Raw genomic sequence first — 25,744 nt, forward strand, 5'->3', positions numbered from 1 at the left:
TCACCCTCCGGAGGGACGACTCTACCAAGCGCAGCCACAGTCCACAGTGGAGCGACCGAGGGAACAACCCGCCCCGGTCCGCGCGACCGGCCCGGACGCCCTCTACGATCGGCCCGTGACCGCCTACGACGACGTCTTCGACCACCTCGACGCTTCGGCCCTGCCCGAACGGCAGCAGCACATCCTCGCCACCATCCGGGACTGGGTGGGCAGGCACGGGTACTCGCCGAGCACGCGCGAGATCGGCGAAGCGGTCGGACTGCGGTCGACTTCCTCGGTGTCGAAGCACCTCGCCGCGCTGGAGGACAAGGGTTTCCTGCGCCGCAGCTCCACTATGTCGCGGCCGATCGACGTGCGCGCCTTCCTCGGCGACGTCCGCTCGCGCGACGGCGGCGACTCCGTGCCGGTGCCGGTGGTCGGCGACATCGCGGCCGGCACGCCGATCTCCGCGCAGGAGCACGTGGACGACGTCATGCAGCTGCCGCGCGGGCTCACCGGCCGGGGCACCGTGTTCGGGCTGCGCGTGCGCGGCGATTCGATGATCGACGCGGCGATCTGCGACGGCGACATCGTGGTGGTGAAGCAGCAGTCCGAAGCGCATTCCGGCCAGATCGTCGCCGCGATGATCGACGAGGAGGCGACGGTGAAGGTCTACCGCCGCCGCGACGGGCACGTCTACCTCGAGCCGCGCAACCCGGCCTACGACGTGATCGACGGCGACCGGGCCACGGTGCTCGGCGTGGTCGTCTCGGTGCTCCGCAGCATGTGATGCGTCGTGAGTGGCGTTCCCGGTGAGAGCCGGCAACGCCACTCACGACCCCCAGCTAGTCGACCGCCACCGGCACCCGGGCGTCGACCAGGTCCGCCTGTCCGGCGGCGGCCCGGACCTGCCACGGCCGCGCGATCAGCCACAGCACGAGCCCGGACACCAGCAGTCCGCCGAACATCACCGTCGCCATCGCGACCGCGTTGTTGCCCAGCAAGCCGACCACCGGCGAGACCGCCGCGCCGACGCCGAACTGCACCGCGCCCAGCAGCGACGCCGCCGTCCCGGCGTTGTCCCCGTGCGCGTCGAGCGCGACCGCCGGCGCGTTCGGCAGGATCAGCCCGGCGAAGAACAGCACCACCCACACCGGCACCGCGACGCCGAACATGCCGCCGAACCCGGTCAGCGCGGTCGCCAGCAGCACCGCCGCCGACACCGCCGCCGCGACGCTCGCGAACAGCAGCACCTGGTGCGGTTCGAACCGGTTCATCAGCCGGGCGTTGACCTGCGTCGCGGCGATCAGCCACACCGCGCTCGCCCCGAACATCAGGCCGAACTGCTGCTGGTCCAGCCCGTACTGCTGCTGGAACACGAACGACCCGCCGCTGACGAACGCGAACAGCCCGGCCATCGCGAACCCGGCCACCAGCACCAGCCCGACGAACGAGCGGTCGGTGAACAGGCCGCGGTAGGACCGCACGGTCGCCCGGAACCGGAACGGCTGCCGCCGCGCGGGCGGCAGGGTCTCCGGCAGCGCGAGCGCCGCCGCGACGCCGCTCGCCAGCCCGATCGCGGCGAGCGCCACGAACACCCCGCGCCAGTGCGTCCACGCCAGCAGCGCGCTGCCGAGCGTCGGGGCCAGGACCGGGGAAACGCCCATCACCAGGATGAGCTTGGACAGCAGTTTCGCCGCGGCGCGATCGGTGTAGAGATCGCGCACCACGGCCAGCGCCAGCACCGCGCCCGCCGAGGCGCCCAGCCCCTGCAGCACGCGGGCCGCGCTCAGCAGCTCGACCGTCGGAGCCACCAGGCACAGCAGGGACGCGAGCACGTGGATCGCGCTTCCCGCGACGAGCGGGATCCGCCGCCCCATCGCGTCCGAAAGCGGGCCGGCGATCAGCTGGCCGAGCCCGAGCCCCAGCACCGTTCCGGTGAGGGTCAGCTGGATCGTCGACTCCGTCGTCGACAGTTCGCGGGTGATGTCCGGCAGGGCCGGAAGGTACATGTCGATGGACAGCGGCCCCAGTGCCACCAGAACGCCCAGCACGAGCACCAGCTTCAGCTGGCTCCCGGCCTTGGGCGCTTCGCGTGTTTCGTTCACGCCACTCCCCTTCGTCGTGAGCACTTGAGCACCTACGAAGAAGACGGCCGAGAAATTCCGGGTCCCTCGAACAGATCACACCTTGGGAATCCCGCTTGACAATCTCAGCCGAGGCCGAGGGCGAAAACGTGGAGGTCCGGATCGGACGGGAGGGTCACCGCCGCGATCTTCTTGCCCGCCGGGATTTCCAGCGGCGCGGTGGCGTAAACCGAGGCGCCGATTCCCTGGCCGCCGGGCTGGTTCCGGTACGCGGTGCGGGCCACGAGCGTATTGCCGAACACTGGTTCGGCATTTCCGCCCGGCAACACCCAGTCACCGAACGAAAGATCGGCGGTCGCCGCGGTGCCGTCGGTGAACGCGACGGTCGCGCTCCCCCGGTGGTCTCCGTTCGTCGCCGAACCGACGAAAAGCAGGCGGGCGGCTGAAGTTCCACCTAAATCGAGCTTCTGTCCGGCCGCCGCCGCGTTGTCCGGACGGCCGGACGGCGCGGCGGGCCAGACGAACGTCGTCCCCGCCGCGTGTCCGGTCGAACCCGGAGCGAGACCGGCGTCGGCGAGCGCTTTCCGCGAATAGCTGTTCCCGGCTCCGTCGAAATTGGCCGAACCGCTGTCGCCGTCGTCGGAAACGCCGGCATTGCCGAAAGCGGCGGCCAGGCTTCCCTTCGGCGCGACCAATACAATTGCCGAGGAAGAAACCGAATGTCCGGCTCCACGCAAGGTCACCGGCACTTCGTAGTAACCCGCGGGAGTCCCGGCCGCGACCGTCACGGTCAGTTCGGTTTTCCCGCCGCCGGTGCGGTTGTCGAGCCACACCGCTCGCGGGCCGGACACGGCGATCCCGGCCGGCGCCGACGTCGAGAGGTCCAGCGAGCGCAAGTGCCCGCCGAGCCGCTGGCCGTTCACCGCGACAGTGCCGGAGCCGCCCGGTTCGACGGTGACCTGGTTGGCCACTGAGCCGACGAACGGTTCCTCACCGTCCCGATAGGACGGTGGCTGAGTGTTCGCCGCCCAGGTGCGGTCCGGCTGTGCGGACAGCGCGAAGTCGAGCCGCCCGCCGTTGCGTGCGAGATCTTGCGGCAGCGACGTGCGATCCCACCGGTGCCCGTTCACCGTCAGACCGTGGACGTACTGCGTGGTCGTCGACGCTCCCGGCGCGCGAAGGTCGAGGGTGCGGCCGCCGGGCAGCGTCAGCACCGCGCGTTCGAACAGCGGGCTGTGCACGGTGAGATCCGGCGTGCCCGGAGTCGACGGGTACAGCCCCAGCGCGGCCCAGACGTACCAGGACGATTGCGCGCCGAGGTCGTCGTTGCCGGGTTCGCCGTCCGGAGTCGCGCTGAACAGCGTGGTCGCGATCCGGCGCACCACTTCCTGCGTCTTCCACGGCTGGCCGACGTGGTTGTACAGCCAGGGAACGCCGAAGTCGGGTTCGTTGCCCGCCCACATGTACGGTTCGTTCGGGCCGGCGTTGAGCTTCTGGAAGAACGTGTCGAGCCGCGCGGACACCGCCGCCGGACCGCCCATCGCGGTCACCAGCCCGGCCGTGTTCTGCGGCACGAGCCAGGTGTACTGCGCGGCGTTGCCCTCGTCGAACCCGTCCTGGCCGAAGGTGCCGGGCGCGGGCGGCTGGTAGGCCGGGCCGTCCGGGAACCGGCCGTCCTGTCCGCGCGGCTGGAGGTAGCCGGTGGCCGGGTTGAACAGGTGCTGCCAGTTCTGGCCGCGTTTCGCGAAGTCGCGGGCGACGCCGCGGTCGCCGATCGCGGCCGCGAACTGCGCGATGGCGAAGTCGTCGATCGCCCATTCCAGCGTGATCGACGCGCCGACGCGGGCGTGGTCGCCGCGGGAGGCGTCGTTGTTCGGCAGGTAGCCGCGGGCAAGGTAGTCCGCGATCCCCCGGCGTTCCTGGTACGCGCCCGGCGTTTCGTCCACCGACGTCGCGCCTTTGACCAGGTACTTCAACGCGGTCTTGACGTCGAAGTCGTGCGCGCCGAAGGCGTAGAGGCTGGACAGCAGCGCGACCGAGCTGTCGCCGGTCATCTGCCCGGTGTAGCCGTTGGCCATCGGCCAGCGCGGCCACCAGCCGCCCTGGACCGCGTCGTTGGTCAGCGACTGCGCCATGTCGCTGGCTTCCTTCGGGAACAGCATGCCGTGCAAGGGCGCGAGCGAGCGGTAGGTATCCCAGTCGGAGAAGTTGGCATACTGCGCGTGCCCGGCCGGGAGCGTGCGGATCTGGTTGTCGAAGCCGAGATACCGGCCGTCGGCGTCGTTGAACGTGTTGGGGTGCATCAGGCCGTGGTAGAGCGCGGTGTAGAAGGTCTTGAGCTGCGCGGAATCCTTGCCCGCCACGCGGATCCGGCCGAGTGCGTCGCGCCAGGCGTCCTTCGTGTTCTCGCGCATCGCGGCGAAGTCCCAGCCGGGCGTCATGTTCTTCTTCGCGCCCTGAACGTCCACATAGGACATCGAGACCTTCGCGTGCACCACGCCAGCGTCGCCGAACGTCAGGTATGCCCCGGCTTTCGGCGCGTCGGCCTGGTCGCTGCCCGGCTGGACGGTTTTGCCGTCCCAGGTGCCGTGGGCGGTGAACGGACGGTCGAAGACGATATCGTAGTAAACGGTGTACTTGTTCGGCTTCCCGCAGAAACGACCGGTCGTCGCCTGCCCGCTGACCTCGCGGTCGCCGGTGATCCGCAGCGCGGCCGCGGAGTTGCCCGCCAGGCTCGCGCCGCCCTTGACCAGCACCTGCGCGTTCTGTCCGGCGGGGAAGGTGAACGCCGCCAACCCCGTGCGCGTGGTCGCCGTCAGCTCGGTACGCACGCCGGAATCGGGGAACGTGACCGCGTAATAGCCGGGCTCAGCCTGCTCGCCGTCATGAGTGAAGCGCTCGACGCGATCCCACGGTTTCGCTCCGACGTCGCCGGTGATCGGCAGAATCGGCACGTCGCCGAACGCGTTGCAGCCGACCGACGCGTGGTCGAGGCTGAAGCCGCGGATCTTGTCGCTGTGGTACTGGTAGCCGGCGTAAGACCCGTCGGTGTCCGGAGAGAACTGCATCATCCCGAACGGCGCGGCCGGGCCGGGGAAGTTGTTGATCTCGCCGACCGAAGTGCCGCCGCGCCCGGTGCCGATCAGCGGATCGACGTACGCCGCCGGATCACCGACCAACGGAGCCTGCGGCGCCGCCGCCGCGACCGTCCCCGCCCCGACGACCGCTGCCGTCGCCAACGCTGCCACGACCGAGTACCGCACGGCGCCTCCCAGACCTCGTGTTGTCCGACCTTTCCGGCTCGCGGGCGGCGAGGTCAACCGGATGACAGAGATCTGGCCGGTTTGGCCCGGACAGACATCCGACCGGCGGCATCCCCGAGACGGGCCCACGGCACGATCCCCTGAACCGCGCCAACCGGGCTAACCTCGGAAGACATGACAGAACCCGCCACCCGGGACGTCGAGGGCTACGAGGTCGGCTCCGGCGTCTCCGTCATCCGCGAGTACGCCGTCGAACCCGGCGCCGGACCGCGCCTGCACCGGCATCCCTACCGCGAAACCTTCGTCGTCCAGCGGGGGCGCGCGCTGTTCACCCTCGGCGGCGAACAGCGCGAGGGCGTCGCCGGGGACGTGCTCGTCGCCCCGGCGAACATGCCGCACAAGTTCGTCTCGCTCGGTCCCGAACCGTACGAGGCGGTGCACATCCACGAGAACGACCGGTTCGTCACCGAGTGGCTGGAGTGAGGTCGACCCGCATTTGTACGTCCCGTGTATCCCGCTCGGCGATGCTCGGCCCGGACCGACCAGGACCGGGAGGACACGGATGTTCAGGAAACTCGCAGTGCTCACCGCCGGGGCCGCGGCGGCGGCCACGGTCGCCGTCGCCGTTCCGGGCGTGGCCGCCGCGCTGCCGGCGGCGAACATGGAGGCCGTGCTGCTCGCGGCCCAGATCGACCCGCAGCGCGCGGACAGCACGCAGACGCCGGGCGCGCACGACAGCGTCCTGCTGGTCGAGAAGGCGCTGCAGGCCAAGGGGCTGCTGGACGCCAAGTACGTCGACGGCTACTTCGGCACCACCACCATCGACGCCTACTCGAAGTACCAGAAGTCTTTGGGCTACACCGGAATCGACGCGTCCGGCCTGCCCGGCAAGACGTCGCTGGAGAAGCTCGGCTCCGGCACCTACACCGTGTCGAACGTCGTCTCCGCGGGCAGCCACGTGACCTATCACGGCGTCACGCTCAACACGCGCACCAAGGCGATGCTGCAGGCGGCGGAGAAGCTGTTCGGCAAGGAGGTCGGCCTCACCCAGGGTTCGTACAACCCGGGCGGCGTCGGCGCGTCGGCCGGAACGCACGACGGCGGCGGCGCGTTCGACGTTTCGGTGGCGAACATGTCCTCGGCGACCCGCACCGAATTCGCCAAGGACCTCCGGAAAGTCGGGTTCGCGGCCTGGGTGCGCACGCCCGCGCAAGGCGACTGGGGCTACCACATCCACGCGATCGCGGTCAACGATCCCGACCTGTCCTCGGGGGCGCAGCACCAGGTCGGCGCGTACTACCTCGGGCAGAACGGCCTGGCCGACCACGGCAAGGACGACGGTCCCGCGGTCAATCCGAAGCTGACCTGGGAGCAGTACCAGCGCGGCTGACTCACCCGGCTGCCGCATTCGCTGGCGCGAGTGCGGCAGCCGTGGTTTTCTGGTGCCATGGCGGGAAAAACATTTCGGTTCGGGGTCGTCGCGGCAGCGCAGGAGGGCAGCGCGAAATGGCGCGAAACCGCCCGCCGCGCCGAGGACCTGGGGTATTCGACCCTGTTGTCGCCGGACAACCTCCATCTGCCGACCCCGACCGCGGCGCTGGCCGTCGCGGCGGCGGTGACGACCGAACTGCGGGTCGGCACCTTCGTGTTCGCCAGCCCGCTGCGCACGCCGCGCGCGGCCGCGTGGGAGGCGCACAGCCTCAGCGTGCTCACCGACCGCCGGTTCGAGATGGGGATCGGCACCGGGATCCCGGCGATGCGCGAGGCCGCCGCCGAGGTGGGCCTGCCCTACGGCACCGGTCCGGAGCGGCTGGCCCAGGTGTCGGAGACGATCTCGCACCTGCGCCGTCTCGACGGCGACGCGCACACGCCGGTGATGGTCGCCGCGGGCGGGCCGAAAGCCCGTCAGCTGGCCGGTGAGCGCGCGGACATCGTCACTCTCGCCGGCAGCGTCCTCACCAGCCGCGCGGACACCGCGAAGCACGCCGCCGAGATCCGCGCCGCGGCCGGGAGCCGGGAGATCGAACTGGCGATGAACATTTTCGTCGTCGGCGAGGAGATCCCGCCGTGGATCCGCGGTTTCATCGGGCACGACATCGAAACCCTCATCGAACACGACTCCCTCACCCTGCTGCGCGGCGGACCGGCGGCGATGGCCGACGAGCTGCAGCGGCGGCGGGAGGAACTCGGGGTGTCGTATTTCAGCGTGAACGGCGCGTTCCTCGAGGACTTCGCCCCGGTGATCGCGCGGCTCAGCGGGCGCTGACCCGATCGCACCGGGAATAGCCGCGCCCGCCGGTGAATTGCACCGAGGGTGAAAGCTGTGACCTACCGCCAGTTCGGCGGCCCGGAAGTGCTGACGTTGTCCGAACTCGCCGTGCCCGAGCCGGGGCCGGGCGAAGTGCGCGTGCGGATCGTCGTGTCCGCGGTGAACCCGACCGACTGGAAGGCGCGCGCCGGCTCCTCCCGTGCCAGCGCCGACGCGGAATTGTCCGTGCCCAACCAGGACGGGGCCGGCGTCGTGGACGCGGTCGGCGCCGGGGTGGACGGCTTCGCCGTGGGCGACCGGGTGTGGCTGCTGCTGGCCGCCGCGTACTCGCCGACGTCCGGGACCGCGCAGGAGTACACCGTGCTCCCGGCGGACCGGCTCGTCCCGATCCCTGACGAGGTCGGTTTCGACGAGGGCGCCGCTTTCGCGATCCCGGCGCTCACCGCGCACCGCGCGCTCACCGTCGACGAGGACGGACCGCAGCGGCTCGCGCCGAATGCGTTGGCCGGCAAGACGATTCTGGTCAGCGGCGGCGCGGGCGCGGTCGGCAACGCCGCGATCCAGCTGGCGCGCTGGGCCGGAGCGACCGTCATCGCCACGGTCAGCACCGAGGACAAGGCCGCGCTCGCGCGGGCCGCCGGTGCGCAGCATGTCGTGCGGTACACCGAAGGAGACGTCGCCGCGGCGATCCGGGAAATCGCGCCGGACGGGGTCGACACGATCGTGGAGGTCGCCGTCGGCGTGAACGCTCCCCTGCACGCCGCGGTCCTGCGCCCGCGCGGCGTCGTCGCGGCCTACGGCGACGACCGCGGCACCGGGAAGGTGACCGTCGACTTCGGACAGAACGTTTGGCTTAACAGCCGCTACCAGTTCTTGGTGCTTTACACGGTCGGATTCGACCGGCTGCGCGCCGGTGCGGAAGACCTGAACGCCGCCCTGCGCGACGGCGGACTCCGGCTCGGCCCCGACCACGGGCTGCCCGTGCACCGGTTCCCGCTGGCGGAAACCGCTCGCGCGCACGAGGCGTCGGAGAAGGGCATCACCGGCAAGGTGCTGATCGACGTCAGCTGAACACCGGCTCGACCCCGGTCAGTTCCACGCTCGCCGCCCACAACCGGGCGGCGGCGCCGGCGTCCGCGTACGGCCCGCGCACCGGTTCCGGCCGCGGCGCTCCCTTGAGGCCGAACACGCGCGGCCCCCAGATCTGACCACTGTGGACATCCGGGCCGACCGCCGCCCGCACCGCCGGCCGCGCGCCGCCGTCCTTGCCCTGCAAGGCAATCCGCGCGAGGCTCAGCTTCTTGCTCCGCACGTGCAGCGGCGGCCGGTCCGGAGTCAGGCTGTCCAACGCCCCGCCGGGATGCGCGACGACACTCAGCCTGCTGCTGCCCGCTGCCCGCAGCCGCCGGTCCAGCTCCAGCGCGAAGAGCGTTTGCGCGAGCTTCGACCGTTCATACGCGGTTTTCGGCCGGTAATCGCGCTTGCTTTGCAGATCCTCGAAATCGAGTTTCGCCGATTTCGCCGCGAAGCTGCCCATGGTCACGATCCTCGCCCCCGGCTTCAACCGGTCCTGAAGCGCGGCGGTCAGCGCGAAATGGCCGAGATGGTTGACCCCGAACGTCATCTCGTGCCCGTCCTTGGTCTCCCGCCGCTCCGGCCCGTCGAGATACACCCCCGCGTTCAGCACGACCGCGTCGAGTTCGCCGACCTCGATCCCCTTCACCGAAGCCAGGTCGGCGAGGTCCAGCCGCGCCCACGACACGCGCGCCCCCGGCGCCCGCTCGCGGAGCACCCGCACCGCGACCTCCGCCTTCGCCGCGTCCCGGCTGCCGAGCACCACCTCCGCACCCGCCTCCGCCAGCTGCTCCGCGACGAAGTAGCCGATCCCGGCATTGCCCCCGGTCACCAGCACCGCCATGACACCCCTCCTAAACCTGAAGTGATTCCAAGTTTAAACCCACTTCAGGTTTGGGGTAGAGTGGGGTCGTGGCCAACACCGGACGACGCGAACGCCGCAAGCTCGAGACCCGGCGCAAGCTGGACGAAGTCGCGCTGCGGCTGTTCCTGGAGCACGGCTACGACGGGGTGACCGTCGCGCAGATCGCCGAAGAGGCCGACATCTCCGTCGCGACCCTCTTCGCACACGTCCCGGACGGCAAGGAAGCCCTGATCTTCGACGACGGCTCGGAACGGCGAGCCGGAATCGTCGCCGCGCTCCGCGACCGGAAGGAACCGATTCTCGAAGCCCTGCACAAATTCTTCGCCGCCCGCGGCCCGTACTCGACGGAGATCCCGCCGGAACACGCCCCGAAACGCGACCTGATCGTGCAAACGCCCGCCTTGCGCGAATACGCGCGCCGGCTGTGGCATTCCTGCGAACCGGACCTGACCGAAGCACTGGCCGAGGAAAGCGGCCTGCCACCGGACGCCCCGGCAGTGCGGGCTTTGGCGCGGTTCGTGCTGGAAATCCCGGACCTCACGGGCACCGCACCGGACCCCGCGGCCGCCTTGGCGTCGGTGTTCGCCCTGCTGGAATCCGGGTGGCCGCCGCGGTCTTGAGCCCTCTGAACTGCTTGGGAATTCAGTTTCCCGGGGTACCGCGCACGCCACCCGAGCATTGTTCGATCGCTGACAGCCACAGCCGCGGATTTCCCACGCCCGAGCGAACGAAACCGTCGCTCCGTTCGAGGTGAACCCTTCCTGACCGCCGAGCCCAAGCCCTCGCCGAGTAAGCCGCTCAAGCGCTGACTCCAGCCGAACCTCGAACGAGATCGCGCACGCGAAGCGGCTTGCCCTTGCTCTCGCGGCCGGACCCACCCCCGCCCTCTCCTGGGGGGCTGCCCCTAGTCCAGTCTACTGCCCCCACCCGACAAAACCGGCTCCCGAGACGCGAACGGGCCGAATACTCCACAACTCAAACGGGATGTGGACAACGCCGCGAACCCGAGCATCCGCAACCACCGACGCTCACCGCCCGCACTTCGGCGAGCGCCTGCCGCACCAGCGCTAACCGCCCCCATCCCGGCGACCATCTCCTCCACCAGCACTCACCGCCCACGCCCCGGCGAGCATTTCCCGCACCAGTACTCACCGCCCCCACCCCGGCGACCATCTCCTCCACGAGCACTCACCGCCCACGCCCCGGCGAGTACCTCCCCCACCAGCACTCACCGGCCACGCCCCGGCGAGTACTCCCCCACCAGCACTCACCACCCCCACCCCGGCGTCCATCTCCTCCACCAGCACTCACCGCCCACACATCAGCGAGCACCTCCCCCGCACCAGCACTCACCACCCCCACCTCGACCAGCACCACCCCCACCCCGCGGAGCACCTCCCCCACCAGCACTAACCACCCCACCTCGGCCAGCACCTCCCCCACCAGAACTAACCACCCCCACCTCAGCAAGCACCCCCCGCACCAGAGACCCGAACTCCTCCCCACCACCGCCAATCCACTCGTCATGCGCGATCTCCCAAGCAACCGCCCCCACCTTCGCGGCCACCCGCGCCGTCCGCTCCGGCACGCCACGCCGTTCGAGCGCCTCGATCATCGACTCGACCAGACCGATCCTCTTGCGCGCCTCGCGTTCCCGCAGTTCCGGATTGGCGTCCAGCACAGCCTGCCGCCGGGCGCTGAACTCGCGCCGTACACCAGTGAAGATCTCCCGGCCCAGCACGTCCAAGGCATGCGCCACCGCCTCGAGCGGCCCGGCCGAGGCAGGCGCCGCGGCGATCGCTTCGACCAGCAGACCGGTCATCCCGCTTTCCCCGAAAAGCACCTCCCGCTTGTCCGGGAAGTGCCGGAAAAACGTGCTTTTCGTAAGCCCCGCGCGCTCCGCGATCTCGATCACGGTCGTGTTTTCGTAGCCGCGTTCCTCGAACAGGTCGAGGGCCGCGGCGGCGAGCCGTCCTGCTGCGTCGGGTTGCCAGCGAGCCATGAAGACAGTCTACGGGACTTGGTCTCATCACTGCGGTACGGTTGATGAGACCAAGTCCCATCACCCCGAGGAGACGAGACCGATGAGCAAAGCCGTCCGTTACCACCGATTCGGCGGACTCGAAGCACTCGAACTGGAAGAAGTGCCCGAGCCGCACGCCGGACCCGACGAGGTGCGGGTCCGGGTCACCGCCGCCGGGCTGAATCCGATGGACTGGCAGATCGCCGCCAAGCCCGAGATGGCGGCGCGGTTCGGCATCGCCCTGCCCGCCGGGTTCGGCAGCGATTTCGCCGGCGTCGTCGACGAAATCGGAGCGGAAGCCACCGGATTCGCCGTGGGCGACCGGGTGCACGGAGGCGCGATCGGCCGATCCGTCGCCGATTTCGTTCTGGTCAAAACCCCCGCCACCACGCTGTGGCGCACTCCGGAGGGCATCAGCGACGAGGTGGCGAGCACGCTTCCGGTCGCCGGTCTGACGGCCTCCGCCGCACTCGCCGCGATCGGGCTCCGCGCCGGCGACACCGTCCTGATCGGCGGCGCGGCGGGCGGCGTCGGGATCTTCGCCGTGCAATTGGCGAAGCTGGCGGGCGCCCGGGTGCTCGGCACGGCTTCCGAGAGCACGTTCGGCTTCCTGCGCGACCTCGGTGCCGAACCCGTCGCCTACGGTCCCGGCCTCTCGGACCGGGTGCGCGCCTTGGCACCGGAAGGGATCACCGCGGCGACCGACCTGTTCGGCAGGGAGACCGCCGAGACCGCGCTCGAACTCGGCGTGACACCCCGGGCGGATCTCCACGGTCGCGGACGGCCCCGCTTTGCCGGGCGTGCACGCGACGGGTGCGTTCGACGCCAAGCCAGGCACCCTTGAACGGATCACGGACGCGATCCGTTCCGGCGAACTCACGGTGCCGATCGCGGCGACCTTCCCGGTCGAGCAGTTCCGCGAAGCCGTGAAGATGCAGGCCGCTCGGCACGCCCACGGCAAGATCGTGGTCACGCTGTAAACCGGTGCCGAAGCTCCGAAAACCAAGTCCGGACTTGGTTTTCGGACCCGGAACGCGAAACAATTTCAGCAGCGGCGGAATCCTCCGCCGAGACCGGACCGCCCGGCGCGATCCTCGCCCGCAGACGCCGGAAACCCCGTTCCCCCCAACGGACCCGGCCTTTCCCCGAACCGGTCCCCGACCCGTTCCCCCGCGGTTACCACACCCGGCGGATCGGGCGGAACCTGACTTTCGCAGGTATCGCGGAGACGCGCGTCACCGGTATACCTTGACACGGTCCAGGAAAGGTCTGGACCACTCTCGCGGACCGGCACTGGTGTCCGAACGGACGTCCCGCCGTCCGCCCGAGTCGTCCTATGTGGAGGCATCATGCACCGGCTGGACGCGGCACAGGATTACGCGCTCGGTTTGTTCCGCATCGTCGTCGGGTTCCTTTTCGCCTGCCACGGCGTCAAATCGCTGTTCGGGGTGCTCGGCGCGCACGGCGCGGTCCCGGCGGGCTCCTGGCCGGGCTGGTGGGCCGCGCTCATCCAGCTCGTCGCGGGAGGGCTCGTCCTGCTCGGCGTCGCCACCCGGATCGCGGCACTGGTCGGGTCGGGGTCGATGGCGTACGCCTACTTCGCCGTCCATGCGCCGCAAGGGCTTTTCCCCATCGAGAACGGCGGCGAGGCGGCCGCGATGTTCTGCTGGGCGCTGCTGCTGCTCGCGTTCACCGGCCCGGGCCGGCTCGCGCTCAGCGGCGCGCTGCGGCCGCGCGACTCGCGCGTCGGAGCGGTTCCGCACGCCTGAACTCCCCGTCTATCCCCGGGTCGACCCGCGCACGATCAGTTCGTACTCCGCCGGCCCGGGGACCGGCGGCTCGATGCCTTCGACCCGATCGGCCAGCACCGCGACCGCGGTCCGGGCCAGTCGCACCGGCCGCAGGTCGACCGCGGTGATCGGCGGGACGCACGCCCGCGTGTGCTCGGACTCGGAATCCGCGCCGCACGCGATGCGCACGTCGCCGGGCACCGCCAAACCCCGCGCCAGCGCCGCGGCGAGCACCCCGGCCGCGTGCCGCCCGGTCTGGCAGTACACCGCGTCCGGCGGCGAAGCCAGACCGAACAGCTCCTCCCCCGCCTCGCGTCCGCCCGCCTCTCCCGCGACCTCCGCGCGGCGCACCGCCAGCGGCTCTTGCCCGCGAGCGCGAACCCAGTCCAGATAAGCGGTTTCGGCGTCGAGGTTCCATTCGTTGCGGTCGGTGCCCAGCACCGCCGCGACCCGCGTCCCGCCCGCCGCCGCCAGGTGGTCGAGCACCTCGGCGACGATCCGCCCGGTGCCGAGGTCGAGGTAGTCCGGCGACGCGGGCCGCGCCGGATCCCGCCCGACGCCGAGGAACGGCACGCATTCGCGGTCCAGCATCGTGATCAGCGGATCGTTCTCCACCGGTTCGGTGATCAGGAACCCGTCGCAGGCGAGGCCGACCGAGGGCGCGTCGGCGCGCGTCGGATCCGGCACCAGCATCAGGCCGTACCCGCGTTCCACCGCGGCCAGCGCCGCCGACCCGGCGAACCGCAGGAAGTAGTCGACGCCCTCCAGGAACGCGGTGTCCGACGGGTCGAGCGGCCGCACCACCAGCCCGAGCACCCCGAGCCGGCTGGACCGCAGCCCGCGCGCGACCGTGTCCGGCCGGTAGCCCAGCTCGCGCGCCGCCTCCCGCACCCGTTCCGCGGTCTCGGCCGCGACCGTCCCGTTGCCGCTGAAGGCGTGCGACACCGTCGTCGGCGAAACCCCGGCGCGCCGCGCGACGTCCTTGATGGTCGCCCGCGTTCGTTTCCCGGCCATGACGCAGGAGCCTAACCTCGCCCAAATCGTTTTGGAACCCGGTTCGCCGAGAGCATTGCCCAAATCGATTTGGGTCCTTACCGTGGCCCGAGTCGCGTCCCCGGTCCGGAGGTTCCGCCATGACCGCTCCCGCCACCCCGCCCGTGTCGCCCGGCACGTCCGCGCCGCCCCCGGCCGGGTCCGGGCGCGGTCCCCGCGTGGAAGCCCACGGCATCGACGTCATCAGCGACGCCGAACGGCACGGCCGCGCCCGGGACCTGTTCGGGGTGTGGGCCGCGCCCAACGTCAGCTACCTCAGCCTGGTGGTCGGCGGCGCGCTGGTGCTCAGCGGATTGACCCTGCTGCAGGCGCTCGCGGTGATCGTCGTCGGCAACCTGTGCTGGGTGCTGGTCGGCCTCGTCGCGGTCAGCGGCCCGGCGGCGGGCGCGCCGAGCGAGGTCATCATGCGGGCGATGTTCGGCACCCGCGGCAACCGCTTCGTGATCGGCTTGAACGGCTGGCTGGTTTCGGTCTGTTACGTGGCATTGAGCTGGTCCGCGGCCTCGGTGACCGCGTTCAGCCTGTGCGCGCGGCTCGGCATCGAGCTGAACACCCTGGGCAAGGTCCTCGTGATCGTCGCGATCGCCGCCGCGACCCTGGTGATCAGCGTCTACGGCCACTCCGTGATCGTGCGCCTCTACCTGCCGCTGGCCATCGTGACGACCGCGGTATTCCTGGTGCTGGGCGGATTCCTGATCCGGCACACCGCGTGGAGCTACCAGCCCGCGACACCGCTGCACGGAGTCGCGCTGTGGGCGGCGCTGGCCGGCGGCGTCGCGCTGGTCGCGTCGGCTTCCTTGTCCTACAACAACAGCGCGGACTTCGCGCGGTATCTTCCGCGCGACACCAAGCCGTTCGCCGTCGCCGCCTGGACCGCCGCCGGAGCCTTTCTGCCGAGCATCGCGTTCACCGCGCTCGGCGCGTTCGCGGCGACCACTTTGGACATGAGCGATCCGCAAACCGCGCTGGAATCCGTGCTGCCGCCATGGTTCACCCCGATCTTCCTGATCGCGGTGATCCTCGGCGCGATCGCCAACAACGCGATGACCGTGTACAGCTCCGGCCTCGCGCTGCAGGCGATCGGCGTCCGCCTGCGCCGCTCCCGCAGCGTTCTGCTCGACGGCACGGCCGGAGTGCTGCTCACCCTGTACGCCTTGCTGGTGTCGGATTTCCTCAAGGCGGTCAACGACCTGATGCAGCTGATGGTCGTCGTGCTCGGCCCGATGATGGCGATCTACGCCACCGACCTTCTGCTGCGCCGCAACCGCTACGACGGCCACGCACTCGCCGACGAACGCCGCGGCGGCCCGTTCTGGTACGTCGGCGGCGTGCACTGGGCCGGAATCGCCGCCCTCGTCCTCGGCGCGGCGGCTTCGGCGTCCTGCCTGGCCGTGCCCGGGATGTACACCGGGTTCCTCGCGAGCGCGGCCGGCGGAATCGACTTGTCGCTGCCCGCGGGAATGCTGATCGCGGCCGGCGTCTACCTGCTCGCCGGCCGCCCCCGCGCCACCGCCTGACCTCGGCCTCGCCGAAGCGCGCGATCTCCTGCGCTCGGTCCCGATCCGCACCTCCCCGCCGCAGTAACCACCCTCGAACCGGAAGCAGGTTTCCTGGTGCACACCAACCATTTCCTCGACCCCGACATCCCAACGCAAGCCGTCGATCTCGTCGGCTTCCTTCGCTCCGGACCCGGCGAATCCAAGCTGTGCGGTGTCCCGGACGCCGACGCTTCTTTCGGCGGCCAGTGGGCGACGCTGGCCGCGGAGACGGTGGTGGCCCGATGACCCCGGTGCACTACCGCGGCGGCCGGATCTTCACCGCGAGCGCGTCCGGCTGGGCGGAATCTCTGGTCGTCCGAGGCGAAACCATCGAATACGCGGGCAGCACCGCGGAGGCCGACCGGATCGAGGCCCGGGTGGTCGACCTGGACGGCGCCTTCGTGCTGCCCGGTTTCGTCGACGCGCACACCCACCTGGTCTCGATGGGCGAAGCGCTGGAGCAAGTGGACCTGTTCTCCGCCACCTCGCCCGAAGACCTCCAGCACCGGCTGGCCCGCGCCGCGGCGGCCGATCCGTCCGCGCCCCGGATCCTGGGCCGCAGCTGGCTTTTCGACGCGCTCGGTGGCCAAGCACCGCACCGGCGGCTGATCGACGCGGCGGTCCCGGACCGTCCGGTCTACCTCGCCGCGAACGACCTCCACTCCGCGTGGGTGAACAGCGCCGCGTTGCGCGAGCTGGGGATCGACCGCGACACGCCCGACCCGCTCGACGGCCGCATCGGCCGCGACGCGTCCGGCGAACCGGACGGCATGCTCTACGAAACCGCTGCGCTGCAACTGATGCGCCACTTCCTCGACGAGCAGACCAGCGACGCCGACCGCGACCGCGCACTGGCGTCGGCGTTCACGCATTACCTCGCGGACGGCGTCACGACCGCTGTCGACCTGGCACTCACCGAGACCGACCTCGCCGCGCTCGAACGGGCTCTCGACAACGGACGGCTCCCCCTGCGCGTCGCCGGACACTGGCTGATCGAGCGCACCGGAAACACCGAGGACGACCTCCGCCAGGTCGAGCGCGCGGCGGAGTTGAGCGCCCGGCTGTCCGGACCGTGGCTGCGGGTGACCGGGATCAAGGTGATGGTCGACGGAGTCATCGACACCTGCACCGCGGCAATGAAAAAGCCCTTCGCGGACGGCAGCCACCCCGGGCCGTTGTGGCCGCTGGAAGCGCTGGCCCCGGTCGTCGCGGCGGCGGACGCGGCCGGACTTCAGGTCGCGATGCACGCCATCGGCGACGAAGCGTCGGACATCGCGCTGTCGGCGTTGGAACACGCGATCGAGGTCAACGGCCCGCGCGACCGGCGGCATCGGCTCGAACACCTGGAGACGGTGACCCCGGAGAACGTCCAGCGCTTGGCCAAACTCGGTGCGGTCGCGTCGATGCAGCCGGTGCACGCGGACCCGGCGATCCAGGACAACTGGCGCGCGATGCTGGGCGACGACCGCGTACAGCGCGGCTACCCGTGGCCGGAAATGACCGCCGCCGGGGCCGTCCTCGCGTTCGGCTCCGACGCCCCGACCGCGCCGCATCCGCCGCTGCCGAACATGTACATCGCGACCACCCGCCGCTCCGCGCTGAACCCCGACCTGGAACCCAACTTGCCGGAATACGCCCTGCCGCTGGCCGAAGCCCTCGCCCACGGCACCCGCGATGCCGCGTACGCGTGCCGATGGGAAGGCCTGACCGGACAGCTCGCGCCGGGCTTGGCCGCGGATTTCGTGGTGCTGGACGTCGATCCGTTCACCGAAGCGGACGCACTGCTGCGGGCGCGGGTGCGGCAGACTTTCGTGGCGGGCAAACCCGTTTGACGCGTCCGCCGGGGGTGGGCAGGGTGGTGCTCTTGCGCTTCTCGGTCTGCGTCCCGAACTTCGGCGATTTCGCCGACCCGCGCGCGGTGGCCAAGGTCGCCGCGGCGGCGGAAGGGGCGGACTGGGACGGTTTGTTCGTGTGGGACCACGTGGTGCTGGACAACGCCCCGGCCGCCCCTTCGGCGATCCGTGGCAGTTGCTCACCGCCGACGCGCTGGCCACCGGCCGGATCCGGCTCGGCCCGATGGTCACGCCGGTCGCGCGCAGCAGCTCGCCCGTCTGGTGTCCACTTTGGACCAGCTGACCGGCGGCCGGGTGGTGTTCGAGCCGGGCTGGCGCGCCGCTGGAAGCGGAGTACGGCGACTTCGGCGACCCGAAGGCGGTCGCCGAGAAGCTGGACGAGAATCTCGACCTGATCTCCCTCTTCTGGACCGGCGAACCGGTGACGTTCTCCGGCAAGCACTTCACCGCCCGCGACATCGCGCTGCTGCCCGCGCCGGTGCAACGCCCGCGCCCGCCGGTCTGGGTGGCGGGCCGATGGCCCAACCGCCGCGGCCCGGGCGCGAAGCGTCGTCGCCCCGCTGGCCGAGGCCGGGGTGACGTGGTGGGAGGAATGCCTGCCGTTCGGGAGCGCGGAGGAGGACAAGCTGGAGCACGTGCTGCGCCGGGTGGAGGCTGGGCCGCCCGCGCTTTAGAGGCCGTGCTTCTCCGATGCCGCTGAGCCGACCGGCCTCAGCGAGCGAAAACCGCCGGTTCAGCGCGCCGCCCCGGCCAACTCGCCGGCGCACCGCAACGGAAAACGCACCGCGATCGGCTTGACCAAACAGAACCCGCCGGTTCAGCGCGCCACACCGACCGCCACATCACAACGAACAACCCACCGCGATCGGCATGGCCACACAAAACCCGCCGATCCAGCGCGCCACACCGACCGCCGCGTCACAACGAACAACCCACCGCAACCGGCGTGGCCAAACGGAAACCCGCCGGTTCAGTGCGACTGCCCGGACTCCGCCAGCGCGTCGATCGCCCCCACCAGCTCGTTCAGCGCGGGCACCGCCGCCGCGATCAGGTGCCGCCACGCCGGGTGCACCCCGTCCAGCGCGGCGGCCAGGATCGCGGCGTTGTGGCCCTGCCACCGTTCCACCGCGGCGCGGCCGGTGTCGGTGAGTTCGAGCGCCACCGTCCGGCGGTCGTCGCCGCCGCTGGTGCGGGTGACCAGGTCCCGCGAGCGCAGGCCGGTGACCATCGTGGTCACCGAGTTCGGCGCGAGCTTCAGCAATTGCGCGATCCGGCTCGGCCGCGCGCCGGGATTCTCGTACAGGCACGACAGCAGTTCGAGCTGCGCGACCGACAGCGTGTTGTCCGGATCGGCGGTGCGCGCGGCCCGTCGCATGGCTCGCCGGAGCCGCGCGACGACGTCGGCGAGGGCGGGTTCGGGCGCGGTCACCGGGCCCGCTCCGGGCGCGCCGCCAGCCCGGTCGCCGCGGCCAGGACACCGGCTCCGGCCAGCACCGCCAGCGCGGCCGTTTCCCCGCCGGTGTGCAGGCACAGTGTCACCAGCGCCACGCCGAGCGCCGTCCCCAGTCCGCGCGCCATGTTCACCAGTCCTCCTCCGGTGGCCGACATCCGCGCCGGGATCGCGCTCATGACGGCCGAGTTGTTGGCTGGAATGAACACTCCCAGACCGAGCCCGGCCACCACCAGCGACACGCCCACCTCCCACGGAGCGGACGCCGGCCCCAGCGCCGCGCAGCCGGCCGCCGCGACGAGCGCGCCCAGCACGGTGCGCCCGCGGGAGCCGAGCCGCTTCGGCAGCACCCGGTCGGCCAGCACCGCCGCCACCGCGAACCCGGCGGGAAGGCACGTCAGCACCGCCCCGGTTCCGCCCGCCGTGCCGAGGACCTGCGGCAGCAACGTCAGCGGCCCGAACAGCACCAGGTATCCGCACAGCGCCCCGGCCAGCCCGAGCGACACCACCGGCGGCTTCAGCACCGAAAGCTGCAGAATCGGGCTGCTAGCCGCCTTTTCCCGCAGCACGAACCCGATCGCCGCGCACACCATCGCCCCGGCGAGCGCGACGAGCAGCCACCCCGGCATTTCCAGGCCGGACACCCCGGAAATCACCAGCAGCAACGCCGTCGACGCGGTCGCCAGCAGCCCGACCCCGGCCCCGTCGAAGCGGCCCAGCGGCGTGCGCTCGCGGGTGCGCGGCAGCAGGTACCGCCCGGCGATCAGCCCGGCCAGCCCGACCGGCGCGTTGACCAGGAAAACCCACCGCCAGCCGACGGTGTCCACCAGCAGCCCGCCCGCTGCGGGCCCGAGCGCGAGCCCCAGCGCCTGCGCCGCCGCCTGCACCCCGAGCGCGGCGCGCGCCCGGTCCTCGCGCACGCTGCGCACCACCAGCGCGACGCTGTTGGCCTGCAGCATCGCCGCGCCGATCGCCTGCACGACGCGGAACGCGACCAGCCAGCCGAGCGTCGGCGCGAGCCCGCACGCGACCGACGCGACGGTGAACACGCCGAACCCCTGCACGTAGGTGAGCTTCCGCCCGACCGCGTCCGCGACCCGCCCGACCGCGGCCAGCAACCCCACGAGCGCGAGCAGATACGCCAGCGACACCCACTGGACGGCGGCCAGCGGAGCCCCGTACTCGTGCTGCAGCGCGGGAAAGGTGAGCGTGACGATGCTGGCGTCGAGCTGCCCCATGAACGCCCCGAAACACACCGCGCCGACGGCGAACCACCCGGCCTTCGGATGCTCCCGCACGACCGCGGGCCGAGGCCGCTCCAGGCCGATCGTCACTGCCACCTCCCGCGCGATTAGTTCTGTTACAGAACTACTATACGGGATGTACGTACATATGGCAGGGCCGGGATGGTGACGTTTGCCGGGTCGGCGGCGTGAGGTAGATCGCCCGCCGAGTTAACCTCGGGGATAGCAGCCCGTTCACATGATGAGGCTTTCCACCTCGTCTTCCTCGCGCTCCTCGGCGAAGCTCCGCGCGATGCGCAGAAGCCGGTCCAGGAACTCCGGGACGTCCTTCGCGATCTCGCCCGGTCCGATGGCGTCGATCGAGCCGTCGTAGACCTGGTCCACCACGCCGCCGACGGGTAGCCGGAAGACGGTTCCGCTGCGGTATCCGACCGCGAACATGCGTCCGCCACCGTCCGAGGCGAAGACGGCGAGCCGCTCGTCGGTGACCTCGGGCGCCCAGGCGGGGATGTCGGGACGGTGCAGACTCTCCAGCACCAAGGCGAGCGGGTGAATGAAGTAAGCGTTGTGCAGGTGCGCGAAACTGGCTTCCCCGATGGACGCGTACAGCTCGAGCAGCGCCCGCGGCAGATCGGCCTCCTCGGCCTTGCTCAGCGCGACTGAATCGACCTCGTCAGTCACCGTGTCCGGTTCGAGCTGACCGAGACGCGCGAAGATCGCCTGAATGCGGGGCAGGTAACCGTCGATCGCTTCGCGCATGTCTTCGCGCCACTGGAGGTAATCCACGCGGACACGCTACGGGACACCCAGGCGTCATCCGCCCGAGTGCCCCGGACCTCACTGCTGGTAAGGAGCCGCCGCCGACTGGGCTGCCGTGATCAGTGCTCCCTTGTTCTTCGGCCAGAACGTGCTGTCCACGCACGAGTACCGCGGCAGGAACCCGCCGCAGCTGCCGCTCTGCCCGCCTACCTCGAAGGTGAAGCTCGCGACTCCCAGCGCACCGTAGGTGAAGTCGTCGGTCGTGCCGCTCGTCGAGTAGCCCACGGTTTCCGTGTTGGTCCCCACCAGATACCCGTTCGAATCGCTGAACTTCGCGCCGAGCTTGCGCAACGCGGCGTCGTTCGGCGCGGGGTCGGACGTGAAGCCCCACGGGACGATGATGTCGTTCCCGTAGCTGTGCAACGTGATCATGGTGCCGCGCGCGGTGTCGGGAGCCGGGTCGTTGTCGCCGCTGCCGCGCTGTTCGGGATAGATCGAGCGGAACAGCTTTTCCAGCGCCTGGACTTCGGGTTCCGATCCGGCCTCCGGGCCCTGGTAGGTCTCCGCGCACGGCGAGTTCGAGTCCGCGCCCCAGCGGAAGGTCGAGTTGCGGTTCAGGTCGATGCCGCTCCGCGTCCCGCCGCAGTTGCCGTTGCTCGTGTTCGCGTTTTTGCGCTGCAGTTTCGGCGAATTCCCGCCGGAGGCGACGATGTCGACGCCGTCCGGGTTCGAGATCGGCACCACCCAGACCTCGGTGGTGTCCAAAATGGACTTGGCGGTGGCGTCGCCGGCGTAGCCGTCGGCGAGGTAGTCGATCCAGCGCCAGGCGAGTTCGCCGGTCGCGATCTCCCGCGCGTGGATCTGCGCCATCAGCACGAATTTCGGCTTCGGGGATTTCGTCGACAGCGTGCAGTCGCCCTCTTGTTTCTTGGTCAGGCAGATCGCGTTGATGTCGTGGCCGCCCTTGCCCTGGGTCTTCCGCCACGACTGGCCGATCGTGTACTCAGTGGCGAGATCCGGATGCGCCGCCGCGACTTTCGCGAGGTGCGCTTCCTGCGCCGGAACTGTGCGGTAGCCGCCGTAGAACGTGTCGCCCGCGGCGCGCGTGGTCACTCCTTTGTAGACAGTGTCGAAGAATTCCGGGGAGTAACCGCGGTCCCGCAATTGCCCGGCGACCGTCTGGTTTCCGATCACGTACGCCACGCCCGGGCCGGTCTCGGCGACGTCGAAACCGGCGCGAGCCAGCGAAGCCGCCTCCGCGGGAGTCGCGGGTACACGCCACGAAACCGGATCGTCCGGCGCAGCGGCGGCCGCGGCGGTCGTGGTGCCGCCGAGTGCCGCCAGCACTCCGACGACGCTGAGAGTGAGCCGGATCGAGAACTTGCCCGCCATCGGAGCTCCTCACGCAGCGAAAGGAAGGTCACCACGCGCGGACGGTGACCACTCGGCAGCGCACAGTGTGCTCTCCGGGACGAATCCGGCCCACCTCCGAAAGTCGGGTGTCAGCAGGTGACCGAAACCTTCGCGCCGCGCTCGAACGAAACGTGGACGTGGTCGTAGTGGTTCGCGGTCTCGCCGCCGCGGTCCTCCATCGCCGACCAGCCGCTGCCGTCGTTGTAGCGCTGCTGCCAGATCACGTACTTCGCGCCGAGTTCGTCCTGGTGCTCGAGAACGTAAGCGGCCAAAGCGTTTCCGGTCTTCGCGTCGACCATGAAGTCCAGCGCGAGACCGGCCGGATGGTCGCTCGCGCCGGACCGTCCGGCCCGGCCGCCGACCGAATCCACCGAGAACTTCTCCTTGAGGAAATTGCCCGCCTGGGCCACCGAAGGCTGCGTGCCGGCCAAAGTGGACGAACATGCTTTCGCCGCCGGGGTTTTCGGAGTGCTCGAAGGCGTTTTGCTCGTCGAGGAGGGCGAAGGCGAGGACGTCGGCGCAGCGCTGGAAGACGCCGGCGGCGGCGTCGAAGTGGTCGACGGAACGGTGCTCGACGGCCGCGGCGCGCTGAACGCGTGCATCTCCGCGGCAGCGGCCGGGAACTGCTGCGGTTCGACCGAGCCGGCGGTCAGCCACACCGGCACCGCGAGCGCGCCGACGGCCAGCACGCCGGCCGCGGTCGGCAGCCGCCACGACTTCGATCCGTCCCGATGTCTACCGGACACCTCGCACCACCATCTCCTCGTTCGGGTCGCAAAGCCGCCACGACATTACGAACAGGACACGGCAATGTCACCGACAAGTGACAGCGGGCACATCACGGCCGGGATCACCGCAGGTCAGCGCACGGTTACCAGGAGAACGCGCGGGCTGCTCAGGACAGCGGGATCTCCGCCGAATCGGAGAGCCGCAGCTTGCGCCGGGCGCGCTGGTAGAACGTCGTCATGCCGAGCCGGACCACGCGGGCCGCGTTCGGCCGGGCATGCAGGTCGAGCGTCTCCCCGGGCCCGGCGTAACCCGCCACCTGGCCGTCGACCTCCACCGCGAGCCGCCCGCTCGACGGCAGCACCTCCAGCGTCACGGTGTCGTGCACCGACAACACGACGCCGCGGCTGTACGCCGAATGCGGCGCGGCGGGCGTGACCAGCAGCGCTTCCACCGCTGGGCTCGTGATCGGCCCTCCGGCGGAGAAGCTGTACGCGGTGGAACCGGTCGGCGTCGCGACCACGACCGCGTCGGCGGCGTAACTCACGAACTGTTCACCGTTCACCAGCACCGCGACCGCCGCGCTCCCGTCCCCGGGCACGCGCACCACCGCGACGTCGTTGAAGGCGGTCTCGATCCGGCAGCCGAACCGCGCGTCCACCGCCAGCCGCGGCTCGACGGTGAACTCCTCGCGGTCGATCGCGGACAGCGCGAGCGGCAGGTCCGGCACGTCGACCTCGGCGAGGAAGCCGAGCTTCCCGAGGTTGACGCCGAGCACCGGCGCGTGCTGCCCGTCGGCGAGCCGCATCGCGCGCAGCATGGTGCCGTCGCCGCCGAGGCTGACCACCAAATCCGACCGTTTGCCCAGCTCAGCGGGCTGAACGCCGGTCGCCGCGCAATCGACCCTGGCGATCTCGTCCACGATGCCGAGGATCTCGATCCCGCGCCCGGCGGCCCAGCCCAGCACCGCGTCCACCGCGGCTTGCGAATCGCGGCGCGGGTGCAGCACGAGTCCAGCGGAATGCATGTCGGTCTCCTCGTCTCGGCCTGTCCCCAGTCTGCCGTGCCGGGGCCGGTTAGGCTCGGCGCTCGTGATCGAAAACTGGGCGGGCAATCTCGCTTACCGCGCGCGCGAGGTCGTCGCCCCGCGCACCGTTGCCGAAGCGCAAGACCTCGTCGCCGGCGCGGCCCGGGTCGAAGCCCTCGGCAGCCGGCACAGCTTCAACGCGATCGCCGACAGCCCGGACGGCGTCCAGCTCGACCTCTCCGCGCTCAACCGCGCCCCGGAAATCACCGCGGCGACGCTCACCATCGGCGGCGCGACCCGTTACGGCGACGTGGTCGCACGGGTGCACGAAGCCGGGTACGCCCTGGCCAACCTCGCGTCGCTCCCCCACCTCACCGTCGCCGGCAGCGTCGCCACCGGCACCCACGGCTCCGGCGAGCGACTGCCCGGCCTGGCCTCGGCGGTGTCGGCAGTCGAACTCCTCGCCGCCGACGGCTCCCTGCGCACCTTTTCCCGCGGCGACGCCGAGTTCCCCGGAGTGGTGGTGAACGTCGGCGCGCTCGGCATCCTCACCCGGCTCACCCTCGACCTGGAGCCGGCTTACTCGGTCCGCCAAGACGTTTTCGACGCCCTCCCGTGGTCCGCCGCCCTGGAGCACTTCGACGAAATCCAGGCCGCGGGCTACAGCGTCAGCCTGTTCACGAACTGGGCGCGCGACGCGGTCGACCAGGTCCTGCTCAAAAACCGCGTCCCGGCGGAGATCCCCGGTTCGCTGTTCGGCGCGCTGCCCGCCGACGGCCCGCGCCACCCCGCCCACGCGGCGGGCATTTCGGCGGAAAACACCACGGTGCAAGGCGGCGTTCCCGGACCGTGGTACGCCCGGCTGCCGCATTTCCGCCTGGAATTCGCGCCAAGCGTCGGAGCGGAATTGCAGAGCGAGTACTTCGTGGCGCGAGCACACGCGGCCGCCGCGTTCGAGGCGTTGCGCAGCATCGGCGACCGGATCGCGCCGCTGCTGGTGGTGTCGGAAATCCGCACGGTCGCCGGCGACGAGCATTGGCTCGGCCCGGCGTACGGCGGCGACCGGGTGGCGCTGCATTTCACCTGGCAGCAGCGGCAACCGGAGGTGGAAGCGGTGCTGCCGGCTCTCGAGGAGAAGCTGGCCCCCTTCGGGGTCCGCGCGCATTGGGGGAAGCTGTTCCACGGCGCGGTTTTGGATCTGGATCACCAAGGGGTACGGCAGTTCCGCGCGCTGGCGGCCGAGCTGGATCCGGCCGGGAAGTTCCGGAACCCGTTCCTGGAACGGCACCTGCTCCGTTAGTCCACAGTAGACAGTCAGGAACAAAGCCGGT

The 25,744-nt window shown here is 70.7% G+C and carries 22 protein-coding genes and 2 pseudogenes; 13 read left to right on the forward strand and 11 right to left on the reverse strand.

All coding sequences use genetic code 11. The features are described 5' to 3' along the window. Positions 1-115: 115 nt before the first annotated feature. A complete protein-coding gene (lexA, locus tag F9C11_RS33470; protein WP_409181355.1) occupies positions 116-769 on the forward strand; it encodes a transcriptional repressor LexA in 654 nt (217 codons plus the stop codon). A 55-nt stretch (positions 770-824) separates the two neighbouring features. On the opposite strand, the gene F9C11_RS33475 is transcribed toward lexA, so the two are convergent. Together F9C11_RS33475 and F9C11_RS33480 are read right to left on the reverse strand one after the other, a co-directional pair. Further along, positions 825-2,087 (reverse strand): Bcr/CflA family multidrug efflux MFS transporter, encoded by a 1,263-nt coding sequence (locus F9C11_RS33475; RefSeq protein WP_409181356.1) that lies wholly within the window; start codon positions 2,085-2,087, stop codon positions 825-827. Positions 2,088-2,191: 104 nt separating this feature from the next. Continuing rightward, positions 2,192-5,329, reverse strand: coding sequence for a GH92 family glycosyl hydrolase (locus F9C11_RS33480; protein ID WP_409181357.1), 3,138 nt, complete (start codon positions 5,327-5,329; stop codon positions 2,192-2,194). A 174-nt stretch (positions 5,330-5,503) separates the two neighbouring features. Between F9C11_RS33480 and F9C11_RS33485 the strand changes: the two genes are divergently transcribed. The 4 genes from F9C11_RS33485 to F9C11_RS33500 all read left to right on the forward strand — a co-directional run bounded on the left by F9C11_RS33485 (position 5,504) and on the right by F9C11_RS33500 (position 8,669). Then, the gene (locus F9C11_RS33485; RefSeq protein ID WP_409181358.1) at positions 5,504-5,812 is read left to right on the forward strand and encodes a cupin domain-containing protein; all 309 of its coding nucleotides are present in this window, start codon (positions 5,504-5,506) and stop codon (positions 5,810-5,812) included. 79 nt (positions 5,813-5,891) lie between these two features. Continuing rightward, positions 5,892-6,719: a peptidoglycan-binding protein gene (locus F9C11_RS33490; protein WP_409181359.1), complete on the forward strand. Its 828-nt coding sequence runs from the start codon at positions 5,892-5,894 to the stop codon at positions 6,717-6,719. Positions 6,720-6,776: 57 nt separating this feature from the next. Then, positions 6,777-7,595 carry an LLM class flavin-dependent oxidoreductase gene (locus F9C11_RS33495; protein WP_409181360.1) on the forward strand — a complete coding sequence of 273 codons (819 nt, stop codon included), beginning with the start codon at positions 6,777-6,779 and terminating at the stop codon, positions 7,593-7,595. A 48-nt stretch (positions 7,596-7,643) separates the two neighbouring features. Continuing rightward, a complete protein-coding gene (locus F9C11_RS33500; RefSeq protein WP_409181361.1) occupies positions 7,644-8,669 on the forward strand; it encodes an NADPH:quinone reductase in 1,026 nt (341 codons plus the stop codon). Here F9C11_RS33500 and F9C11_RS33505 read toward each other — a convergent pair. Beyond that, entirely contained in the window at positions 8,662-9,516 is an 855-nt protein-coding gene (locus F9C11_RS33505; protein WP_409181362.1) for an SDR family NAD(P)-dependent oxidoreductase, read from the reverse strand. The two genes, F9C11_RS33500 and F9C11_RS33505, sit on opposite strands and share 8 nt — an antisense overlap. Before the next feature lie 68 nt (positions 9,517-9,584). On the opposite strand from F9C11_RS33505, the gene F9C11_RS33510 reads away from it, so the two are divergent. After that, a complete protein-coding gene (locus F9C11_RS33510) occupies positions 9,585-10,157 on the forward strand; it encodes a TetR/AcrR family transcriptional regulator (protein WP_409181363.1) in 573 nt (190 codons plus the stop codon). Positions 10,158-10,858: 701 nt separating this feature from the next. On the opposite strand, the gene F9C11_RS33515 is transcribed toward F9C11_RS33510, so the two are convergent. Then, positions 10,859-11,539: a helix-turn-helix domain-containing protein gene (locus tag F9C11_RS33515; protein WP_409181364.1), complete on the reverse strand. Its 681-nt coding sequence runs from the start codon at positions 11,537-11,539 to the stop codon at positions 10,859-10,861. Positions 11,540-11,621: 82 nt separating this feature from the next. On the opposite strand from F9C11_RS33515, the pseudogene F9C11_RS33520 reads away from it, so the two are divergent. Together F9C11_RS33520 and F9C11_RS33525 are read left to right on the forward strand one after the other, a co-directional pair. Then, positions 11,622-12,540, forward strand: a pseudogene (locus F9C11_RS33520) (NADP-dependent oxidoreductase). Positions 12,541-12,909: 369 nt separating this feature from the next. Further along, a complete protein-coding gene (locus tag F9C11_RS33525; protein WP_409181365.1) occupies positions 12,910-13,329 on the forward strand; it encodes a DoxX family protein in 420 nt (139 codons plus the stop codon). A gap of 9 nt (positions 13,330-13,338) precedes the next feature. Here the strand turns inward: F9C11_RS33525 and F9C11_RS33530 are convergent, their stop codons facing one another. Next, a complete protein-coding gene (locus F9C11_RS33530; RefSeq protein WP_409181366.1) occupies positions 13,339-14,364 on the reverse strand; it encodes a LacI family DNA-binding transcriptional regulator in 1,026 nt (341 codons plus the stop codon). Between the two features lie 119 nt (positions 14,365-14,483). Between F9C11_RS33530 and F9C11_RS33535 the strand changes: the two genes are divergently transcribed. From F9C11_RS33535 to F9C11_RS33550, 4 genes and pseudogenes are all read left to right on the forward strand, one after another. Continuing rightward, a complete protein-coding gene (locus F9C11_RS33535) occupies positions 14,484-15,920 on the forward strand; it encodes a purine-cytosine permease family protein (protein WP_409181367.1) in 1,437 nt (478 codons plus the stop codon). 96 nt (positions 15,921-16,016) lie between these two features. Beyond that, positions 16,017-16,187 carry a hypothetical protein gene (locus F9C11_RS33540; RefSeq protein WP_409181368.1) on the forward strand — a complete coding sequence of 57 codons (171 nt, stop codon included), beginning with the start codon at positions 16,017-16,019 and terminating at the stop codon, positions 16,185-16,187. Then, positions 16,184-17,773, forward strand: a complete 1,590-nt coding sequence (locus F9C11_RS33545; protein WP_409181369.1) for an amidohydrolase — start codon at positions 16,184-16,186, stop codon at positions 17,771-17,773. Before F9C11_RS33540 ends, F9C11_RS33545 begins: the two co-directional genes overlap by 4 nt. 394 nt (positions 17,774-18,167) lie before the next feature. After that, positions 18,168-18,251: pseudogene (locus tag F9C11_RS33550) on the forward strand (LLM class flavin-dependent oxidoreductase); the annotation flags it as partial. 513 nt (positions 18,252-18,764) lie between these two features. Here F9C11_RS33550 and F9C11_RS33555 read toward each other — a convergent pair. From F9C11_RS33555 to F9C11_RS33580, 6 genes are all read right to left on the reverse strand, one after another. After that, positions 18,765-19,223: a MarR family winged helix-turn-helix transcriptional regulator gene (locus F9C11_RS33555; RefSeq protein WP_409181370.1), complete on the reverse strand. Its 459-nt coding sequence runs from the start codon at positions 19,221-19,223 to the stop codon at positions 18,765-18,767. Then, positions 19,220-20,578: an MFS transporter gene (locus F9C11_RS33560; RefSeq protein ID WP_409181371.1), complete on the reverse strand. Its 1,359-nt coding sequence runs from the start codon at positions 20,576-20,578 to the stop codon at positions 19,220-19,222. The genes F9C11_RS33555 and F9C11_RS33560 overlap by 4 nt, the downstream gene beginning before the upstream one ends. A gap of 144 nt (positions 20,579-20,722) precedes the next feature. Continuing rightward, entirely contained in the window at positions 20,723-21,274 is a 552-nt protein-coding gene (locus F9C11_RS33565) for a hypothetical protein (protein ID WP_409181372.1), read from the reverse strand. Positions 21,275-21,325: 51 nt separating this feature from the next. After that, a complete protein-coding gene (locus F9C11_RS33570; RefSeq protein WP_409181373.1) occupies positions 21,326-22,639 on the reverse strand; it encodes a M14 family zinc carboxypeptidase in 1,314 nt (437 codons plus the stop codon). Between the two features lie 110 nt (positions 22,640-22,749). Further along, the gene (locus F9C11_RS33575) at positions 22,750-23,406 is read right to left on the reverse strand and encodes a hypothetical protein (protein WP_409181374.1); all 657 of its coding nucleotides are present in this window, start codon (positions 23,404-23,406) and stop codon (positions 22,750-22,752) included. Positions 23,407-23,555: 149 nt separating this feature from the next. Further along, positions 23,556-24,413 carry an NAD(+)/NADH kinase gene (locus F9C11_RS33580; RefSeq protein WP_409181375.1) on the reverse strand — a complete coding sequence of 286 codons (858 nt, stop codon included), beginning with the start codon at positions 24,411-24,413 and terminating at the stop codon, positions 23,556-23,558. Between the two features lie 64 nt (positions 24,414-24,477). Here F9C11_RS33580 and F9C11_RS33585 point away from each other — a divergent pair, with 64 nt between their 5' ends. Then, entirely contained in the window at positions 24,478-25,713 is a 1,236-nt protein-coding gene (locus tag F9C11_RS33585; protein ID WP_409181376.1) for an FAD-binding protein, read from the forward strand. Positions 25,714-25,744: the final 31 nt, after the last annotated feature.

Origin of the sequence: Amycolatopsis sp. VS8301801F10 (assembly GCF_046195355.1) — a bacterium.
Taxonomy (GTDB): Bacteria; Actinomycetota; Actinomycetes; order Mycobacteriales; family Pseudonocardiaceae; genus Amycolatopsis.

What these genes read in the sequence shown, in the direction of transcription:
- F9C11_RS33535 (WP_409181367.1), top strand. Translation starts at nt 14,484, where the DNA reads ATGACCGCTCCCGCCACCCCGCCCGTGTCGCCCGGCACGTCCGCGCCG.
- F9C11_RS33530 (WP_409181366.1), bottom strand. Translation starts at nt 14,364, where the DNA reads ATGGCCGGGAAACGAACGCGGGCGACCATCAAGGACGTCGCGCGGCGC.
- F9C11_RS33490 (WP_409181359.1), top strand. Translation starts at nt 5,892, where the DNA reads ATGTTCAGGAAACTCGCAGTGCTCACCGCCGGGGCCGCGGCGGCGGCC.
- F9C11_RS33545 (WP_409181369.1), top strand. Translation starts at nt 16,184, where the DNA reads ATGACCCCGGTGCACTACCGCGGCGGCCGGATCTTCACCGCGAGCGCG.
- F9C11_RS33515 (WP_409181364.1), bottom strand. Translation starts at nt 11,539, where the DNA reads ATGGCTCGCTGGCAACCCGACGCAGCAGGACGGCTCGCCGCCGCGGCC.
- F9C11_RS33525 (WP_409181365.1), top strand. Translation starts at nt 12,910, where the DNA reads ATGCACCGGCTGGACGCGGCACAGGATTACGCGCTCGGTTTGTTCCGC.
- F9C11_RS33485 (WP_409181358.1), top strand. Translation starts at nt 5,504, where the DNA reads ATGACAGAACCCGCCACCCGGGACGTCGAGGGCTACGAGGTCGGCTCC.
- F9C11_RS33580 (WP_409181375.1), bottom strand. Translation starts at nt 24,413, where the DNA reads ATGCATTCCGCTGGACTCGTGCTGCACCCGCGCCGCGATTCGCAAGCC.
- F9C11_RS33505 (WP_409181362.1), bottom strand. Translation starts at nt 9,516, where the DNA reads ATGGCGGTGCTGGTGACCGGGGGCAATGCCGGGATCGGCTACTTCGTC.
- F9C11_RS33570 (WP_409181373.1), bottom strand. Translation starts at nt 22,639, where the DNA reads ATGGCGGGCAAGTTCTCGATCCGGCTCACTCTCAGCGTCGTCGGAGTG.
- F9C11_RS33495 (WP_409181360.1), top strand. Translation starts at nt 6,777, where the DNA reads ATGGCGGGAAAAACATTTCGGTTCGGGGTCGTCGCGGCAGCGCAGGAG.